The organism is Nonomuraea salmonea (assembly GCF_042428605.1).
In the GTDB taxonomy this organism is placed as follows: Bacteria; Actinomycetota; Actinomycetes; order Streptosporangiales; family Streptosporangiaceae; genus Nonomuraea; species Nonomuraea salmonea.
In genome coordinates, this window is sequence record NZ_JBHMCF010000046.1 from 382,108 (window position 1) to 399,553 (window position 17,446).

The 17,446-nt window shown below is 72.4% G+C and carries 18 protein-coding genes; 5 read left to right on the plus strand and 13 right to left on the minus strand.

Annotation, left to right across the window (positions count from 1 at the left end):
* The first annotated feature begins 71 nt into the window (after positions 1 to 71).
* Both ACFFR3_RS42130 and ACFFR3_RS42135 read left to right on the plus strand, forming a co-directional pair.
* Positions 72 to 1,445, plus strand: a complete 1,374-nt coding sequence (locus tag ACFFR3_RS42130) for an MFS transporter (protein ID WP_364381523.1) — start codon at positions 72 to 74, stop codon at positions 1,443 to 1,445.
* Entirely contained in the window at positions 1,442 to 2,272 is an 831-nt protein-coding gene (locus tag ACFFR3_RS42135; RefSeq protein WP_345404749.1) for a carbohydrate deacetylase, read from the plus strand. Before ACFFR3_RS42130 ends, ACFFR3_RS42135 begins: the two co-directional genes overlap by 4 nt.
* A gap of 7 nt (positions 2,273 to 2,279) precedes the next feature.
* On the opposite strand, the gene ACFFR3_RS42140 is transcribed toward ACFFR3_RS42135, so the two are convergent.
* Positions 2,280 to 3,212, minus strand: a complete 933-nt coding sequence (locus ACFFR3_RS42140) for a DUF8094 domain-containing protein (protein WP_379484956.1) — start codon at positions 3,210 to 3,212, stop codon at positions 2,280 to 2,282.
* A gap of 52 nt (positions 3,213 to 3,264) precedes the next feature.
* A complete protein-coding gene (locus ACFFR3_RS42145) occupies positions 3,265 to 3,783 on the minus strand; it encodes a pyridoxamine 5'-phosphate oxidase family protein (RefSeq protein WP_345404761.1) in 519 nt (172 codons plus the stop codon).
* A 150-nt stretch (positions 3,784 to 3,933) separates the two neighbouring features.
* On the opposite strand from ACFFR3_RS42145, the gene ACFFR3_RS42150 reads away from it, so the two are divergent.
* Positions 3,934 to 4,878: a M48 family metalloprotease gene (locus ACFFR3_RS42150; RefSeq protein WP_345404764.1), complete on the plus strand. Its 945-nt coding sequence runs from the start codon at positions 3,934 to 3,936 to the stop codon at positions 4,876 to 4,878.
* A 6-nt stretch (positions 4,879 to 4,884) separates the two neighbouring features.
* On the opposite strand, the gene ACFFR3_RS42155 is transcribed toward ACFFR3_RS42150, so the two are convergent.
* The gene (locus ACFFR3_RS42155; protein WP_345404767.1) at positions 4,885 to 5,682 is read right to left on the minus strand and encodes an SDR family NAD(P)-dependent oxidoreductase; all 798 of its coding nucleotides are present in this window, start codon (positions 5,680 to 5,682) and stop codon (positions 4,885 to 4,887) included.
* 86 nt (positions 5,683 to 5,768) lie between these two features.
* Here ACFFR3_RS42155 and ACFFR3_RS42160 point away from each other — a divergent pair, with 86 nt between their 5' ends.
* Positions 5,769 to 6,341, plus strand: coding sequence for a TetR/AcrR family transcriptional regulator (locus ACFFR3_RS42160; protein ID WP_345404770.1), 573 nt, complete (start codon positions 5,769 to 5,771; stop codon positions 6,339 to 6,341).
* Here the strand turns inward: ACFFR3_RS42160 and ACFFR3_RS42165 are convergent.
* Genes ACFFR3_RS42165 through ACFFR3_RS42180 form a run of 4 tightly spaced genes read right to left on the minus strand, consistent with a single transcriptional unit; the run spans position 6,301 to position 10,157 of the window.
* Complete coding sequence (locus ACFFR3_RS42165; RefSeq protein ID WP_379484957.1) at positions 6,301 to 7,845, minus strand: acyl-CoA synthetase; 1,545 nt, start codon at positions 7,843 to 7,845, stop codon at positions 6,301 to 6,303. The two genes, ACFFR3_RS42160 and ACFFR3_RS42165, sit on opposite strands and share 41 nt — an antisense overlap.
* A gap of 43 nt (positions 7,846 to 7,888) precedes the next feature.
* Positions 7,889 to 8,347, minus strand: a complete 459-nt coding sequence (locus ACFFR3_RS42170; protein ID WP_345404778.1) for a MaoC family dehydratase — start codon at positions 8,345 to 8,347, stop codon at positions 7,889 to 7,891.
* On the minus strand, positions 8,347 to 9,231 hold the full coding sequence (locus ACFFR3_RS42175) for an amidohydrolase family protein (RefSeq protein ID WP_379484958.1): 885 nt from the start codon (positions 9,229 to 9,231) through the stop codon (positions 8,347 to 8,349). Before ACFFR3_RS42175 ends, ACFFR3_RS42170 begins: the two co-directional genes overlap by 1 nt.
* Positions 9,231 to 10,157, minus strand: coding sequence for an SDR family oxidoreductase (locus tag ACFFR3_RS42180; protein WP_345404781.1), 927 nt, complete (start codon positions 10,155 to 10,157; stop codon positions 9,231 to 9,233). The genes ACFFR3_RS42175 and ACFFR3_RS42180 overlap by 1 nt, the downstream gene beginning before the upstream one ends.
* Before the next feature lie 105 nt (positions 10,158 to 10,262).
* Here ACFFR3_RS42180 and ACFFR3_RS42185 point away from each other — a divergent pair, with 105 nt between their 5' ends.
* Positions 10,263 to 11,138, plus strand: coding sequence for a PaaX family transcriptional regulator (locus ACFFR3_RS42185; protein ID WP_345404783.1), 876 nt, complete (start codon positions 10,263 to 10,265; stop codon positions 11,136 to 11,138).
* On the opposite strand, the gene ACFFR3_RS42190 is transcribed toward ACFFR3_RS42185, so the two are convergent.
* Genes ACFFR3_RS42190 through ACFFR3_RS42215 form a run of 6 tightly spaced genes read right to left on the minus strand, consistent with a single transcriptional unit; the run spans position 11,048 to position 17,424 of the window.
* Complete coding sequence (locus ACFFR3_RS42190; RefSeq protein ID WP_345404786.1) at positions 11,048 to 12,370, minus strand: 2-hydroxyacyl-CoA dehydratase; 1,323 nt, start codon at positions 12,368 to 12,370, stop codon at positions 11,048 to 11,050. The two genes, ACFFR3_RS42185 and ACFFR3_RS42190, sit on opposite strands and share 91 nt — an antisense overlap.
* Positions 12,358 to 13,422 (minus strand): 2-hydroxyacyl-CoA dehydratase, encoded by a 1,065-nt coding sequence (locus ACFFR3_RS42195; RefSeq protein WP_379484959.1) that lies wholly within the window; start codon positions 13,420 to 13,422, stop codon positions 12,358 to 12,360. Before ACFFR3_RS42195 ends, ACFFR3_RS42190 begins: the two co-directional genes overlap by 13 nt.
* Before the next feature lies 1 nt (position 13,423).
* Positions 13,424 to 14,662: a CaiB/BaiF CoA transferase family protein gene (locus tag ACFFR3_RS42200; RefSeq protein ID WP_345404792.1), complete on the minus strand. Its 1,239-nt coding sequence runs from the start codon at positions 14,660 to 14,662 to the stop codon at positions 13,424 to 13,426.
* The gene (locus ACFFR3_RS42205) at positions 14,655 to 15,776 is read right to left on the minus strand and encodes a CapA family protein (protein WP_379484960.1); all 1,122 of its coding nucleotides are present in this window, start codon (positions 15,774 to 15,776) and stop codon (positions 14,655 to 14,657) included. Before ACFFR3_RS42205 ends, ACFFR3_RS42200 begins: the two co-directional genes overlap by 8 nt.
* Complete coding sequence (locus ACFFR3_RS42210) at positions 15,773 to 16,579, minus strand: amino acid ABC transporter ATP-binding protein (protein ID WP_364381491.1); 807 nt, start codon at positions 16,577 to 16,579, stop codon at positions 15,773 to 15,775. The genes ACFFR3_RS42205 and ACFFR3_RS42210 overlap by 4 nt, the downstream gene beginning before the upstream one ends.
* Complete coding sequence (locus tag ACFFR3_RS42215; protein WP_379484961.1) at positions 16,576 to 17,424, minus strand: amino acid ABC transporter permease; 849 nt, start codon at positions 17,422 to 17,424, stop codon at positions 16,576 to 16,578. Before ACFFR3_RS42215 ends, ACFFR3_RS42210 begins: the two co-directional genes overlap by 4 nt.
* Positions 17,425 to 17,446: the final 22 nt, after the last annotated feature.

Consider the following 17,446-nt stretch of genomic DNA (forward strand, 5'->3'; position numbering starts at 1 on the left):
GCCTCGCCCTGCGAAGGTGACGCCGTGCGGTGCGTCGGCGCCGCAGTCGCGACGGCAGAGAAGGTGATCGCGTGTCCCTGCCCGGCCCGGCCCCCTCCCCGGGACGGACTCCCGCCTGGCGCTACGCCATCGGAATGTTCGGCACCTCCATCCCGATCAACATGATCAAGGGATCGATGATCCTGTTCTACGTCGACATCCTCGGGCTCGACGTACGCGCCTACGGCGTGGTCATGGCGATCTACGCGGTCATCGACGCCATCGACAACCCGGTCCTCGGCCACCTGTCCGACCGCACCCGCACCCGCTTCGGCCGCCGCCGCCCCTGGCTGCTCGTGGGCGCGCCGATGCTGGCGGCCTGCATGATCGCGTTCTTCTCGGCGCCGGAGTCGCTGGAGGGCATGGGCCTGCTGCTGTGGTTCGCGGTGTTCGCCATCCTGTGCGAGGCTTTCGACTCGATGCTCAACGCGAACTACGGCGCGCTGCTGCCCGAGCTCTACCCGCGCGAGCGCGAGCGGGCCGTGGCCAACAGCCTGCGCCAGGGCTTCCAGCTCGTCGCGCTGGTGATCTCGCTGGCGGTCACGCCGGTGCTGACGACGCAGGTGTTCGGCACCGAGACCTCCACGCAGGGCTTCCGCACCACGGCGATCATCTACGGCGTCATCGCGGTCGCGGTGATCGTGTTCATGGCGCTCAGCGCCCGCGAGAACCCCCGCTACGCCACCCGCGAACGCCCCATGCTGCTGCGCAGCGTCGGGTCGATCCTGCGCAACCGGCTGTTCTGGACGGTCGGGCTCACCGGCGCCTGCTACGGCATCGCGATGGCGCTCGTGCTGTCGGGCATCCAGCTGTACGTGCGCTACTCGCTCGGGCTGCCCGTCGGCCACGCGCTCTACCTGCAAGGGATCGTCATCCTCGTCTCGGCGGGCGGCCTGGTCGCCTGGACGCGGGTCGTCGCCCTGCGCGGCGCGCTGTGGACCTGGCGGCTCGCCTTCGCCGTGCTCGCCGTCAGCTTCGCCGGTCTCTTCCTCGCCACCGACCTCGTCACCGCGATCGCCGCCGGCGTGCTGGTCGGCGCCGGCTGGTCGGGCATGCTGGCCACCAACGACCTCATCGTCGCGCGCGTCCTCGACGCCGACGCGGCACGCAACGGCGAGCACCGCGAAGGGCTCTTCCTGTCGGCGTTCGGCTTCTTCTCCCGGCTCAACGGCGTCGTCACCGGGCTCGCGCTCACCTCGCTCGGCGTGTTCTTCGGCTACAACTCGGGCGACGACCCGGGCGGCGACCCCGGGCTGGCGTTCCGCATCTACCTGTGCGTCTATCCGTTCGTGCTGACCGCCATCGGCGCGGTCGCGGCCCGCTTCATCTCCGTACCGATCGAGACGCCGGCCGAGCAGCAGCCGCCCGGCACCGACGGCGCGCCGGCCGTGGAGCAGCCGCGATGAGCCGCCGGCTGGTCATCACCGCCGACGACCTCGGCCGCGAGCCCGGCACGACCGAGGTCATCGCCGGCCTGCTCGCCGAGGGTCACGTCAGCGCCACCACCCTCATCTGCGTCTCGCCCGAGGCCGGGCGGGCCGCGCGGCGGGTGCGCGAGCTGGGCGTGCTGCCGCGCCTGCACGTCACGCTGACCAGCGAACGCGGGGTGCCGCGCTGGCGGCCGCTCAACGGCGCCGCGAGCCTCGCCGACGCCGACGGGACGCTCAGCGACGACCCCTTCGCCTTCGCCGCCCGCGGGCAGGCCGACGACGTGCTCCGCGAGGCCGACGCTCAGCTGCGCTGGATGCGCGCGCACGACCTCGCGCCCGTGGCGGCCGACTCCCACGCCGGCACGCTCTACGGCCTGCACGGCAGGTCGTTCCTCGCCGAGTCGCTGCACTGGTGCGCCCGCCACGGCCTGGCCTTCCGGCTGCCCCGCGACCCCGCGCCGTACATCGGCGGGCCCCTGCCGCCGCCGCTCGCCGCCGCCCACGAGAGCGCGATCGCGCTGGCCGACGCACTCGGCGTCGCGCTGCCGGAGACGATCGCCACCAACCGCGGCACGGCCGCCGACCTCGGCTCGTACGAACGGCTCCGCGACGACTACCTGCGCCGGCTCGCCGCCCTGCCGGAGGGCACCAGCGAGCTGTTCCTGCACCCCTCCCGCGAGGACGCCGTCACCGGCCCCGACGGCATCGTACGCACGTGGGAGGCGCGGCTGCTGCGCGACCCGGTGTGGCACGCGGCGCTCGACCGCGAGGACGTCGAGGTCGTCCCCGGCTGGTGGAGCTGAGCCGGCGTCAGGAGAACCAGTTCGCGCCCAGTTCCTGGATCGTCCTGCTGCCCTTGGGCACGAACAGCGCCTCGCTCAGCACCTGGTTGACGCTCTGCGGCTTGTTCAGCATGGCGAACAGGAACAGCGAGCCGCCGTCGGCCGTACGGAAGCCGTAGACCGAGCTGCGGCCATGGAAAGCGACGTACAGGCCCTTGTAGACCTCGGGGAACGCCTTGCGGCTGAAGCTGTCCTTGGCCAGCCGGTAGCCGGAGGCGCCCTCCTTCTTCTCGTGGTTCCAGAAGTTCTGGTACTCCAGCGCCACCGCGCGGGCCATGTCGTCACCGATGTCGGTGATGTAGCCGTCCGCGTCCAGCTTCGGCTTCGGCACGCGCTGCCCCCAGTGCACCGGGGTCACGACGGCCAGCCTGAAGGGCTCGCCGCCGGTGCGCAGGAAGGCCAGCAGGTGGGCGCGCACATGCCCCTTGACGTCCTTGTACGTCGCCCGCGCCATGAACCACTCGTCGTTGTCCGGCTGGTTCTCCGGCCGCGGCAGGTAGATCACCGGCGTGCCCTGGACGTTGATCGGCCGGTGCTCCGGCTGCTGCCCGAAGTCCTCGTGGTTGCGTTCGAGCACGCCTTCGTGCAGGGCCCCCTCCACGAACAGCGCGTCCAGCGTGCTGTTCTTCCGCCACCACTTCGCCTTCTTGATGGTCTTGTTGTACGTGCCCAGCCACTGCCGCATCTCCTGCCCGGCCTGCGCGGCGGTCAGCGCCGGCCTGCTGGGGGAGGGGGTGGGGGTCGCGCTGGCGCTGGGGCTGGGCGGTGGGGTGGCCGGAGAGGAGGTGGCCTTCGCCACGGCGGACGGCCGGGCCAGCCCGGGGACCGGCGGCGGCAGCGTCCCGCAACCGGCCAGGCCGGCGACCACGGCCAGGCCCAGCACCGTCCGGCGTACCGACATGCACCCCCCAATCCGAAATTACGGACATGCCGGAGAGAACATATCGGACGGCTTATGGGGCGGTGAGCTTGGCGGGGTCGGCGGCGTAGACGGTCATCCAGTGCGGGTGCAGCCGGTAGTAGACGACCTCGTTGTCCCAGTCGAAGGCGTCGGCGCCGTAGAAGTCCTTGAAGTAGGCCAGCAGGTCCGGCCAGTCCGCGGCGGCCTCACCGTCCTCGGGGTTGAGGATCTCCACCGTGCCGTGCGTGAACACGCCCAGGTCCTCGCCCCGCATGTGCGCCACGCTGGCGGCCGGGCGGGCCGCGAGGTGGCGGGCCTTGGCGGCGGTGCGCGCCGTGCCGAAGTGCCACTTGCCGCGCAGGAAGTGCCCGTCGGCGCCGCTGATCCGCGGCTCGCCCTTCGCCGTCACGGTGGACAGGGCCAGCGTGCACATGCCCGTGAGGACCTGGGTGAGCTGCTCCGCCGTGAGGGTCCGGTCGGTGACGATCGACTGGAGATGCGAGGTGGAGCGGGACAGCGAGGCGTCGAGCAGGTCCTGGAGCTGCTGAAGGTCTTCCGGTGTTTCGCGCATGAGAGTCCTTAGCTATCTGAAGGCCGCGGTTCGCGGACCGATGCGACCATGTTCGACCGAAAAGCCGACACCTTGTGTCTTGTTTCCTGGCCTGATGATCGCAGCCCTGATTCAATCGCGGCGTCGAGCCCGGAGGGGGAGCACGGTCGTATGCGGCGGGTCTCCAGCGCGGCGGCGCTGCTCTTGTCACTCCTCGTCCACGCGCTGACCCTGGCGTTCATGGCCCTGGGCTGCTGGATCATCTGGATGAACGCCCACCTCGCGGTCTTCTGGCTGGTCGGCTTCGTGCTGATCGGGATCGGCGTGCTGCTGCTGCCCAGGGCGCGCCGCCTGCCCGCCGACGCCGAGCCGCTCGACCGCGCCGCCGCGCCCCAGCTGCACGCGACCGCGGAGCGGGTGGCCCGCGCGATGCGGGTGCCGCCTCCTGCGGCGCTGGCGGTGCGGGACCTCGCCGTGACCACCGAGGTCATGCGGGCAGGACGGCGCCGCGTGCTGCTCATCGGGCTGCCGCCGTGGCTCGTGCTGTCGCCCCGGCAACGGGTGGTGCTGCTGGCCAGGGCGTACGCATCGGAGCCCGACGACGGCCGGATCGTCGGCGGCGCGCTCACCACGCTGGCCGTCTGGCGCGAGTCGCTGCTGCAGGGCGAGGAGGCGCCGGGCAGGTCCGACGTCTACACCCGCATCGGCGCCACGCTCGGCTCGGTCGGAGCCCCGTCCGGCGCCTACTCCGGCATGGGCTCGATGGGGCGCGGGCTGGGCAGGGTGATCGGCGTGCCGGTGCTGTTCCTCGAGTGGGCGCTGACCCGCCTCGTCCAGGCGAGCCGTGGGGACACCGCGAGCGAGGAACTCCAGCGTGTACGCCGCGTCGCCACGGACGCCGACCTGGCCGAACTCGATGACCTGCTGCGCGGCGGCAGGTTCCTCGCCCCGGTCCAGGCGGCGGCCCTGCGCGGGGCCACGGCCACGGAGATCCGCGCCTCGGCCATCACCGCCCCCGCGACGGACCTGCTCACCGCCGACGCCTCCAAGCGCATCGACGACGAGCTGAGCGGGCACTTCACCCGCGCGATCAAGGGCTTCGGCCTGATCTCCTGACCGGGGTCAGTGGACGCCGCGGATCGTGCCGCCGTCCACCCGGAGCGTGGTGCCCGTGACGTAGTCGGCGAGCGGGCTGCACAAGTAGAGCACGGCGGCGGCGATCTCGTCGGGACGCCCCAGGCGGCCGGCGTCGTTGGGCACCAGCTCGGCGATGGCGTTCCGCTCGATCTCCGCCCACGTCTCGCCCCACCCCCGCGCGGGCGCGAGATCGGTGAGCAGGCGCTGGACGGAGTCGACCAGGATGGCGCCGGGCGCGACCGTGTTGGACGTGACCCCGGTGCCCGCGAGCTCACGCGCGAGCGAGACCGCAAGGTTGTGGCGGGCGGCCAGAGTGGCGGTGTAGTGCGGCAGGTCGGCGCCCGGCTGCAGGGCCAGCCCGCCGCCGATCTGGACGACCCGCCCCCAGCCGCGCTCGCGCATGCCGGGGAGCAGGCGCTGGATCATGCGGACGCCGGAGACGACGTTCACCTCGTACGTCCGCCGCCAGTCCTCGGCGGTGGCCTCCCACCCCCGGTGCGGGTAGGAGCCGGCGTTGTTGACCAGGACGTCGATCGGCCCGCCCGCCAGCGCGGCGGCGGCCGTGGCATCGGCGCCGTCGTCGGTGGCGAGGTCGCCGACGGCCACGTCGGCGCTGCCTCCCGCGGCCCTGATGGTGGCGGCGACCGCTTCGGCGCGCGCCGCGTCGCGCCCGTGCACGACGACCTCCGCTCCCTCTGCGGCCAGGGCGGTGGCGATGGCCGCGCCGAGCCCCGAGCTGGAGCCGGTGACGAGGGCGCGCCTGCCTGCCAGGTGGAGTTCCATGGTGCTCCTCAGATCGTGCCCCTTCTGACCAGGGCGCACAGAATGTCTACAGTCGTAGACTACCGCCATAGTATACGGTTGTAGACATGATGGCTCCCGAGGCACCCGTGAAACGCCGGCGCGACGCCGCCGCCACCCGGCAGGCGATCCTGGAAGCGGCGATCGCCGCCTTCACCGCACACGGCTACGCCGGCGTGGGCGTCCGCGACATCGCCGCGAAGGCGGGCGTGACCGCGATGCTCATCAACCGCTACTTCGGGTCGAAGGAGCAGCTGTTCGCCGAGGCGGTGGACGCGGCCTTCGCGCCGCGTACGGTGATCTCCGGCACCGGCGCGGAGCTGGCGGGGGAGACGGCGCGCACGCTGGTGGCGCGGACCGCGCCCGGCGCGGACGAGCTGGGGCCGTTCCTGCTCATGCTGAGGTCGGCGGCCGACCCCAGGGCGGCGGAGATCATGCGGGCGGCGATCGCCCGGCACCCCGGCAGGCACCTCACCGAGGAGCTGGCGGGGGAGGGGGCGGCGGTCCGGGCCGAGCTGATGCTGGCCCTGCAGGCGGGGGTGTGGCTGATGCGCAGCGTCATCGGCACGGACGCGCTCAAGGACGCCGGCCCCGACGACCTCACCCGCCGGATCCGTGACCTCCTCCAGGTCCTGGCCTGAGGGCGTCGGCGGGCAGCGGGAGGCCGCGAAGGCGAGGTTTGTGGATCTTGCCGGAGCCGGTCTTCGGCAAGTCGTCCACGACCTCGACGTGGGCGGGGATCTTGTACGCGGCCAGGCGCGGACGCAGGAAGTCCCGCAGCGCACCGGCCGTGACGTGCGCCCCGGGACGCAGCACCAGGAACGCGCGGCCGACCTCGCCCCACTTGGCGTCCGGCGCGCCGAGCACGGCCACCTCGGCGACCGCCGGGTGCTCGAAGATCGCCGCCTCCACCTCGGCCGGGTAGACGTTCTCCCCGCCCGAGATGAACATGTCCTTCACCCGATCGACCACGTACAGATGACCGTCCTCGTCCAGCACGGCGAGGTCGCCCGAGTGGAACCAGCCGTCGGAGAACGCGGCCCTGGTCGCCTCGGGGTCACGCCAGTAGCCGGGGGTGACGTTCGGACCCTGGATGAGCACCTCGCCCGGCTCCCCGGCCGCCGCGTCGGTGCCGTCGGGCCGTACGACCCGGACGTTCGAGAAGAACACCGGCACACCCGCCGACCCCACCTTGCGCACGCTCTGGTCGGCCTCCAGGAAGGTGGCGCCGGGAGCGGTCTCGGTGAGCCCGTAGCCCTGGCAGAACACCAGCCCGCGCTCCTGGTACGTGCGGATCAGCGCGGCCGGCACCGACGCCCCGCCCGCCATGAGGTGCCGCAGCGACGACAGGTCGGCCCCGGCCCACCGGGGCGAGCGGGCGAACGCGGCGAACATCGTGGTCACCCCGAACATCCAGGTGACGCCGTACTTGTCGATGAGGTCGTAGCACGCGTCCACCTCCCACGACGGCATGATCACCGAGCGGCCGCCCTTGAGGAAGGTCGGCAGCAGCGTCTGGTTGAGGGCCGCGACGTGGAACAGCGGCGCGCTGATCAGCGTCGTCTCGTCACTGGTGACGTCCACGCCGAGCAGCAGGTTGAAACAGTTCCACACCAGGTTGCCGTGGGTGAGCGTGGCGCCCTTGGGGCGGCCCGTCGTGCCCGAGGTGTAGAGGATGAGCGCCGGGTCGGCGAGGTCCACGGGCGTGTCGATCGGGGTGGGGTCGCCCTGGGCGAGCCAGCTCTCGTACTGCCCCTCGCCGAGCGCGACCCGCCGCCGCGGCCCGTCCGGCAGGGCGTGGACGACGCCGGCGCACTCGGGCGCGTAGATCAGCGTCTCCGCGCCCGAATGGTCCAGCATGTACGCCACCTCAGGCGCCGCCAGCCGGAAGTTCAGCGGTACGAAGATCGCGCCCAGCAGGTGCGCGGCGAACATCGTCTCGACGAAGGCCGGATGGTTACGCCCGAGGTAGGCGACCCGGTCACCCGCCCCCACTCCTGAGGCGCGCAGCTGAGCCGCCAGCCGCGCCGTCCTGTCGTGGGCCTCGGCGTAGGTGACGGAACGGTCTTCGAAGACGAACGCGGTCCGCTCCGGCGTCATCATGGCCCGGCGGGCGGGCCAGCCTCCCAGTCCGGTGTTGCGCATGGGGTCTCCTGTCGGCGAGGGGGGATCGACGAGGACCGGCGAGTCAGGCGTAGTGGCGGTAGATGGCGCGGGCGACGCAGGCCGGCCGGTCCGAGCCCTCGATCTCGACCTTGAAGTCGAGGTGCATCTGCACGCCGTCGTTCGGGACGTCCTCGACGGAGGCGACGACCGCCCCCAGCCGCACCCGCGCGCCCACCTTGACCGGGCTGGGGAAGCGCACCTTGTCCAGGCCGTAGTTGATGCTCATCTTGACGCCCTGGATGTCGAGCAGCTCGGTGAACAGCGGGATGAGCAGCGCCAGCGTCAGGTAGCCGTGCGCGATCGTCCCGCCGAACGGCCCGTCCGCGGCCCTGACCGGATCGACGTGGATCCACTGGTGGTCGTTCGTGGCGTCGGCGAAGGTGTTGACGCGGTCCTGGGAGATCTCCAGCCAGGCGCTGTGGCCGAGGTCCTTGCCGGCCAGGGCCCTGAGCTCCGTCAGTCCGTGCGCGGTGGTCGTCATCAGGCGTTCTCCTTCAAGCCGAGCAGGCGGGCGGCGTTGTCCTTGAGGATCTTCGGGCGGACCTCGGGCTTGATCTCGAGCTTGTCGAAGTCGCTCAGCCAGCGGTCCGGGGTGATCACGGGGTAGTCGGAGCCGAAGAGCACCTTGTCCTTCAGCAGCGAGTTGGCGTACCTGACGAGCTGCGGCGGGAAGTACTTCGGCGACCAGCCGGACAGGTCGATGTGGACGTACGGCTTGTGGGTGGCGACCGCGAGGGCCTCGTCCTGCCAGGGGAACGAGGGGTGGGCGAGGATGATCCGCAGCTCGGGGAAGTCCACGGCGACGTCGTCCACCAGCAGCGGGTTGCTGTACCTGAGCCGGATGCCGCCTCCGCCTGGCACGCCCGCGCCGATGCCGGTCTGCCCGGTGTGGAACAGGGCGGGCACGCCCAGCTCCTCGATGGCCTCGTACAGCGGGTAGGCCATGGGGTCGTTGGGGGCGAAGCCCTGGATGCTGGGGTGGAACTTGAAGCCGCGCACGCCGTGCTCGTTGACCAGCCGCCGCGCCTCGCGCACCCCCGCTCTGCCCTTCCACGGGTCGACGCTGGCGAACGGGATCAGCACGTCCGCGTGCTCGGCGCAGCCCTCGGCGACCTCCTCGTTCGCGATGCGCGGGTGCCCGGTGGCGTGCTCGGCGTCCACGGTGAACACCACCGCGGCCATCTTCCGCTCCCGGTAGTACGCGGCCGTCTCGGCGATCGTCGGCTGCCGGTGGCCGTGGGCCTTGAAGTACTCCTCCGAGGCGCCGAACAGCTCGGGGCTGAGCGAGCGGTGGCCGTCCTTGGAGATCTCGGCGTGGGTGTGCACGTCGATCGCGACCAGGCCGGCGACGTCCATGGCCGGCATCAGGCACCCTGCCCGGAGTCGGCGGGCGCCTTGGGGGCGGGGATCCCGTACGTCTCGGGCTCGGCGCCGACGCCCGCCTGCCACGACCCGGCGATGGCGTCGGCCGTCCAGCCTCCGTCGGCGAAGGCGACGGCCTTCTCGGCGGGGTGCGACCACAGCGCGAGGCGGTCGCCGCCGATCCCGATCGCCTGGCCGGTGATCCCGGCGGAGGCGTCCGAGGCGAGGAAGACGATGAGCCCGGCGACGTCCTCGACGGTGCCCATGCCCTCGTCCTTACGGAGCCAGGCGGGGAACGGCTCGCCGGTCCGCTCGGACCCCTCGATGACGGGCGCGAAGGCGGGGATGGTCTTGGTCATCTCCGTCGCCGCGACCGGGACGACCGCGTTGACCGTGACGTTCGCCCTGGCCAGCTCCATCGCCCAGGTCCGCGCCATGGCCACGATGCCGGCCTTGGCGGCGGCGTAGTTGGTCTGGCCGAAGTTGCCGCGCTGTCCGGCGGGCGAGGAGATGAGGATCAGCCGCCCGCCCTCGCCCTGCTCGCGCATCTTGACGGCGGCGGCCCGCGCGCAGGTGAAGGTGCCGCGCAGGTGCACGTCGATGACGGCGTCGAAGTCGTCGTCCGACATCTTCCACAGCACCTTGTCGCGCAGGATGCCGGCGTTGGTCACCATCACGTCCAGCCGGCCGAACTCGCTGACGGCGGTCTCGACCAGCTGCTCGGCCGCCTTGGCGGAGCCGACCGGGGCGACGACCTCGCGGGCCCGACCGCCCTTGCCGGTGATGCCCGCGACGACCTGGGCCGCCGCTTCGGCGTCCACGTCGTTGACGATCACCGCCGCTCCGGCCGCGGCCAGTGCCTCGGCGTACGCGCGGCCGAGCCCGCGGCCCGCACCTGTGACAACGGCGACCTTGCCGGAAAGATCCATGGGATTCCCCCTGAAGTGATAAGGCGGACGAAAGCGAATATATGTCACTGTTCTGACGGGCGTCAAAGATTTGCCCAACGTTAGCGGCCTGCCTACGCTCGTGCTGTGACGCGTACCGAGGGGAACGACTCCCGACAGGCGGCCGCGCGGCCGCAGTCCCTGCTGCTCAGCTTCCTGGGCGTCTACGTCCTGGGCCGGGGCGTCGCCGTCTACTCCGGCAGCCTCATCGAGGTGTTCGCCCGGCTCGGCGTCTCCGAGGAGGCGGTCAGGTCCACGCTGGCCCGCATGGCCAAGCGCGGCCTGCTGGCCCGCCACCGGCGGGGACGCAAGACGTACTTCGGGCTCACCGAACGCGCGGAGGAGGTGCTGGAGGACGGGCGCCGGCGCGTCTGGGAGACCGGCGCGGTCAACCGCGCCTGGGACGGCACCTGGACGCTCGTCGGGTTCTCGCTGCCCGACAGCTCCACCCGGCACGACCTGCGCTCCCAGCTCATCTGGGCCGGCTTCGGCCTGCTGCAGAGCGGCCTGTGGATCGCGCCGGGCACCAAGGACGTGCACGGCATCCTCGCCTCCCTGGAGGCGAGCGACCTGCGGGTCTCCGACCACGTCACCGTGCTGCAGGCCAGGGCGCTCGGCCCCACGGAGTCGGCCGACATCGTGCGCAAGGCGTTCGCCATCGACGAGATCGCCGGCCGCTACCGCGCCTTCCTCGACCGCTGGGACACCGCTCACCCGGCGCCCGAGGCGGCCGACGACCTCGCCCGCCAGCTCCTCCTGCACACCGACTGGCTGCAGCTCATCCGGCAGGACCCGCACCTGCCCGCCGAGCACCTGCCGCCCGGCTGGCCGGCGATCCGCGCCGAGCAGGTCTTCCACCGGCTGGCCCGCGTCTATGAGCCGCCCGCGGCGAAGCTCGCCTCGGAGATCGTCGAGACGTCCGACGACCCCGAGCGCGGCAGGACCACGGTCTCCAGCCACTGACCGACCTGTTCCGCCACGTCGCCGCCGAAGGTGCGGGTGTCGACGTTGTCGGCGTGCACCTCGATCACCGGGAACCCGGCCGACTCCAGCGCCCTGGCCGTGAAGTAGCTGCCCCTGGGGTCGTCGGAGACCAGGTGCACGACGCCGTCGATGCCGTGCAGGCGGGCCTCCTTGACGTACCACTCGCTCGACCACGGCGGCGTGTAGAGCTGGTCGCCGAACGCGGCGAAGCGCGCCGCCAGCGCCCGCATGGGGTCGTCGCCGTAGCGGATGTAGCCGTCGGCGGCGATGGCGAGGTACATCGACCAGACGAAGACCGCGCCGTACTCCTCCTGGAAGCGCTGGTAGAAGCCCATGTCGTACCAGAGGCCGCGGCCGATCCACATCAGCCTGGCCCGCTCCTTCTCGCAGGCGCCGACGCCCGCGTCCACGCGCTCGCGCACCTCCTCGTAGAAGCTCTTGGCGAGGTCGCGGGCCCACTCGGTGCCGCGGTGCCACTGCGGCAGCATGACGCTGGGGATGCTGTCCACCACGCCGAGCGGCGCCGGGCGGGCGCGGGCGATGAGGTCGCGGGCCTTCCTGTTCCACTCCTCCTGCTCGTTGACCAGGGCCATCACCTGGCGGAAGCGAGACTCGTCGAACCGCCTGCCGGTGGTCGTCTCCAGGAACCTGACGAGGTTCTCCAGCTCCGCGGTGAGCAGGTCGAGCCGGGCCGGGCCGACGGCCTCCTCCCACCGGTGCGGCATCAGCTCCCACCAGTTGACCGGCACCTCGTTCTCGGCCGCGCTCTCCAGGGGGAAGAAGGTGACGCCCGGCTCGTGTCCCCAGACGTCGAAGATCTTGCGGGTGACGTCGCCGGTGGCGTCGCCGACGATGATGTCCGGTTTCGGCAGGCCGCCCCACGGGCCCGCGTCGGGGTCCGGGTCGAACGCGGAGCCGAGGGTGACCGCGTTGTACTGCTCGGAGTAGTCGGGGTAGCCGCGCTGCCGTACGAGGTCGAGGTAGTGCCCCGAGCGCTGCTTGGCGGTCACCAGGGACGCCCACCACTGGCCGACGGCGTAGGGGATGTCCATCGTGCGGAAGATCTCGTGCGGGACGTCCGCGTTGAGCAGCGCGAACGGCTCACCGGCGGCGACCCGGCGGCGCAGGTCGGCGAACCATTCGCGCTGGTGCCTGCCCGCCTCCGCCGCCGTGGCGAGGGACTTCACGCTGCGCGAGCTCACTTCGGGCATGCCGGTTCCTTCCGCAGGGCGGCCAGGTCGGCGCGCCCGTACTCCTGGTGTTCGAGCAGCACGGCCGGGATGTCCAGGGCCGCGCGCTGCGCGGGGAAGTCCCACGCCGGCGCCTCGTCGGACTCGCGGCAGTAGGAGACGAACAGTTCGGCCCGGCAGCGGCGGACGGCCACCGCCGCGTACGCGGCCCGCGCGCCCGGCGTGGCCCGGTGCGCGGTCAGGGTGCCGCGATGGTAGTGCTCGGCCAGCGCGTCGAGGCTCGCCGTGCCCACCGGGCCGGTGACGGCGAGGTCGCCGAAGGAGTGGTCCTCACCGACGATCACATGGCCCTCGGCCTCGATGGCCTCGTACACGTGCGGCGTGTCGTGGGCGCTGCCGCTCAGGAAGACCCGCCGCCCGGTGTGCTCGTCGAGCCGGTCCGCCTCCGACAGCAGCCTGGCCAGCAGCGCGATGTGCTCGGTCACCGGCAGGGCGGCGTTCGCCGCCGCGAGGAACTGCCGCCCGGTGAGCCGGGCGGGCACGATCCTGCGCAGCTCGGCGACGGCGGCCAGCAGCCGGCGCCGCTCGTCGTGCGCCGCCACCGCCCCCGCGAGGTCGAGCCTGCGGCCGGTCCACGCCTCCAGGCGGGCGGCGAACTCGCCGACCCTGCGCCGGTTGTAGCGGGCGGTCGTGCGGTGCGGCAGGTGCAGCAGGTCCACCAGGTACGCCTCGGGCAGCCCCCGGCCCGGCTCCACGCGGCGCAGCTCGCGCAGCGCGTAGAACAGCCGCAGCGACGCCTCGCAGTCGTGGCTGACCACCACCCGGTCCAGGTCGCCGAAGGCGCCGTCGAGCAGCCGGGTGAGCACCGAGCGGGCCGCCGGGTCCACCCCGCGTCCCAGGTAGCGGTCGCCGAGCTCCGAGCCGGACTCCGGGTCGCCGGTGAGCCGGATCGCGCGCAGCCCGGCGGCGGTCAGCAGCTCGACCGGCACGTCAGCGCCGACGTACCCAACGGAAGGGCCCTGCCGGCTGCGGCGGGCGTACGCCTCCTCAAGCGCCGCCAGTGCGCCGCCCACGTCAGATCACCCCTTCGTCGGCCAGCGTCTTCAGCTCGCCGGCCGAGTAGCCGAGCAGCCCGCCGTAGATCTCGTCGTTGTGCTCGCCCAGCCCCGGCGCCGGCCGGTCGAGCGCCGCCTCCGAGCCGGAGAAGCGGATCGGCACGCCCGTGCCGTACAGGTCGCCGGGGTCGCCGTGCCGGGGATGCGTCAGCGGCACGACCTCCTCGCGCTCCAGCACCAGCGGGTCGCGTACGGCGTCGCCCGGCTCGCGCACCTCGGCGGCCGGCACGCCGTGCCGCGCCAGCAGGTCGAGCACCTCGGCGAGCGGACGGTCCGCCGCCCACGCGCCCACCAGCTCGTGCAGCTCCCCGGCGTTGGCCACCCGCGCGTCGCGGGAGGCGAACCGGGGGTCGGCGGCCAGGTCGTCGTGGCCCATCGCGGTGAACAGGCCGCGCGCGAAGGCGTCGGTGGGCCCGCACAAGGCGAACCAGCCGTCCGCGGCCCTGAACGTGCCGAACGGCGCCAGCCTGGGCACGGTCGCCCCCGTCCGCATGGGCAGGCCCAGCTTCTCGTAGGCGTCGAACGGCTCGCACGCCACCAGTGAGGTGAGCGCCCCGAGCATGGACACGTCCACGTGCTGGCCCTGGCCCGTCGCGTCGGCCCGCAGGACCGCGGCCAGCGTGCCGATCACCGCGTACAGCGGCGCGACCAGGTCGCCCACCGGCAGCCCGAAGCGGACCGGCGGCTCGCCGGGCGCGCCCGCGGTCATCATCACGCCGCTCAGCGCCTGGATGATGGTGTCCATCGCCTTGCCGGAGCCGGGGCCGCCCTGCCCGCCGAAGCCGCTGATCGACGTGCACACGATGCGCGGGTTGATCGCGCTCGCCCAGTCGTGATCGATGCCGAGCCGGGCCGTCACGCCCGCGCTGTAGTTGTCGATCATGATGTCGGAGACCTTGACCAGCCCGCCCAGCACGTCGCGCGCCCGGGGATGCTTGAGGTTGAGCGTGACGCTCTGCTTGTTGCGGCCGCGCAGGAGCATCGACACCGACATGTCGTCCTCGGCGCCGCGGGCCAGCGACAGCCCGGCCGCGCCGAGGTAGGGGGCGTTGTTGCGGGAGCTGTCGCCGCCGGTCAGCGGGTTCTCCACCTTGATGACGCGGGCGCCGAGCCCGGCCAGCAGCAGGGTCGCGTACGGGCCGGACAGCGCGGTGGTCAGGTCGATCACCGTACGGCCGGCCAGCGGGCGCTCAGCCACGCAGCACCACCTCGTCACCCTCCCAGCGGAACTCCGTCTTCAGGCCGGCCTGCCGCGTGATGCGCTCGATGTAGGCCACCACCTCGCGGCCCTCCTCGTCGTCGCCGAGCGGCACCGGGCGGCCCGCGTCGTCGATCCAGCACGGCACGAGACCGGCCGAGACCAGGCCGTCCCTGTCGAAGCGGCACAGCGCGATCGCGGTGTTGCGGCTCTCCGGATGGAACGGGTAGTACGGCATGTCCGGGTCGGGGGCGAAGCCGTACAGCTCGACCCTGCGGCGCGCCCACTCGGCCCGCTCGCCCTCGTCGCCCGACGCGGGTGTCAGCGCGTGGGTGACGGTCACGAAGTTGCCCAGCCCGTGATAGATCGGCTTGCCCCGGTACATCTCGACGCCCCGCATGATGTGGGCGTGGTGCGCGAACACCGCCTGCGCGCCCGCGTCGATCGCGGCGTGCGCGACCGGCCGCTCGTACATCGCGAGCACGGCCGGCGTGTGCCCGACGCCCTTGTGCAGCGACACCAGCACCACGTCGGCCTCGCCCGACAGGGCCTCGACGTCGGACGCCATCCGCTCCAGCCCCGCCGGGTCGGCGAAGGTGTAGATCTCGGGCGGGCCGCCGGGGCTGGCGTGGTCGAGCTCGTAGTGGGTGAGCACCTTGACGTACGCGCAGCCCGGCTTGCGGCTGGTCGCCCACGACTCACGGGGGCCGACGCAGTTGTAGCTCAGCACGCCGACCCGCAGCCCGTCGCGGGTCACGATCGCGGGACGGCGGGCCTCGGCCAGCGTCATCCCGGCGCCGGCGGTGGCCATCCCGGCCTCCGTCGCGTACTTGATGGTGTCGGCCACGCCCTGGTCGCCGACGTCGTAGACGTGGTTGCCCGCGAGCGTCACCACGTGGAAACCGGCCTCGGCGACCGCGCGCAGCGCGGCGGGGTCGGCGGGCGGCGCCGGCACGTCGGTGCTGACCTGGGCGGTGGACGTGCTGTGCGGCACCTCCACGTGGCCGATCACCACGCCGCCCCGGCTCAGCGTCTCCCGGGCGGGGACGAAGAAGGACGCGGGATCGGGCTCGTCGACGACCAGGTCGCCGACGGCCATCACCGTGAGACTCAAGACGTGCTCTCCTCTACAGGGGTCTTTCCGGCCTGGCCGGTGAAGCGCGACAGGAAGCTGCGCAGGCGGGGCGACGAGGGGGCGTCGAAGATCTCCTTCGGCGTGCCGGTCGCGGCCACGCGGCCGTCCTCCATGAAGACGCAGCGGTCGGCCACCTCGCGGGCGAAGCTCATCTCGTGCGTCACGATGATCATGGTCATGCCGCCGCGCGCCAGGTCGCGCACGACGCTCAGCACCTCGTCCACCAGCTCGGGGTCCAGGGCGCTGGTCGGCTCGTCGAACAGCATGATCCGGGGGTTCGTGGCCAGGGCCCTGGCGATGGCGACGCGCTGCTGCTGGCCGCCGGAGAGCATCCGGGGATGGGCGTCCGCCTTGCCGGCCAGCCCCACCCGCTCCAGCAGCCGCAGCGCCTCAGCGCGCGCCTGCCCGGGGTCGCGGCCGTGCACCGCTACCTGCGCCTCGACCACGTTGCGCAGCACGCTCCAGTGGCCGAACAGGTTGAACTGCTGGAAGACCATGCCCATGCGGCTGCGCTGGGCGGCCACCTTGCGGTCCGGCAGCGGGCGCAGGTGGCCCCGGTGCCTCTCGTAGCCGAGCAGCTCCCCGTCGAGGTACATCGCCCCGCCGTCGATGCTCTCCAGCTGGTGGACGCAGCGCACCAGCGTGGACTTTCCCGACCCGGACGGGCCGATGACGGTGACCACCTCGCCCTCGTGCACGTCGAGGCTCACCCCGTCGAGCGCCGCGTGGCCGCCGAACCGCTTGCGCACGTCACGGACGTGCAGGACCGGCGTGTCGCTCACCGCTGCCCCTTCCCGAAGTGCCGCTCCAGGCGTCGCTGGCCGAGCGAGAGCACGGTGACCACCGCGAGATACCAGGCGCAGGCCACGATCAGCAGCGGCACGATCTCGTACGTCCTGTTGTAGATCACCTGCACGGAGTAGAGCAGGTCGGCCATCGCGATCACGCTGACCAGCGAGGTGCCTTTGAGCAGGCTGATGAACTGGCTGCCGGTGGGCGGCACGATCACCCGCATCGCCTGGGGCAGCACGACCTTGACGAACCCCTGCCCGGCGGTGAACCCCATCGCCCGGGCCGCGTCACGCTGCCCGTGGTCCACGGCCAGGATGCCCGCCCTGATGATCTCCGCCATGTACGCGGCCTCGTGCAGGGTGAGCCCGATGATCGCCGCGGTCAGCGAGCTGATCACGGAGTTGGTCGGCCACGAGACGAACGTCGGCCCGAACGGGATGCCCAGCGAGATGCGCGGCAGCAGGTAGCCGAGGTTGAACCAGAAGATCAGCTGCACCAGCGGCGGGATGCCGCGGAAGATCGCCACGTAGATCCCGCAGGCCCAGGCCACCGGCTTGAACCCGCTCAGCCGGCCGGCCGCGAGCAGCACCCCGAGCAGGCTGCCCAGCGTCATGCCGATCACGGTGAGCAGCAGCGACATGCCGAGGCCGCGCAGGATGTTCGGGTCGAAGAGGTATTCGCCGGCCACCGCCCACTCGAAGCGCGGGTTGGTGAGCAGGAACCAGGCGAACTGCGCGGCCAGCACGAGCAGCACGGCTCCGGCCACCCAGCGCAGGGGGCGGACGCGGGGCCGGGCGGACGCGATGTCCTCGCGGGCGTCCATGGGGGCGTCCATGCCGGCTTCCGCGGGGGCGAAA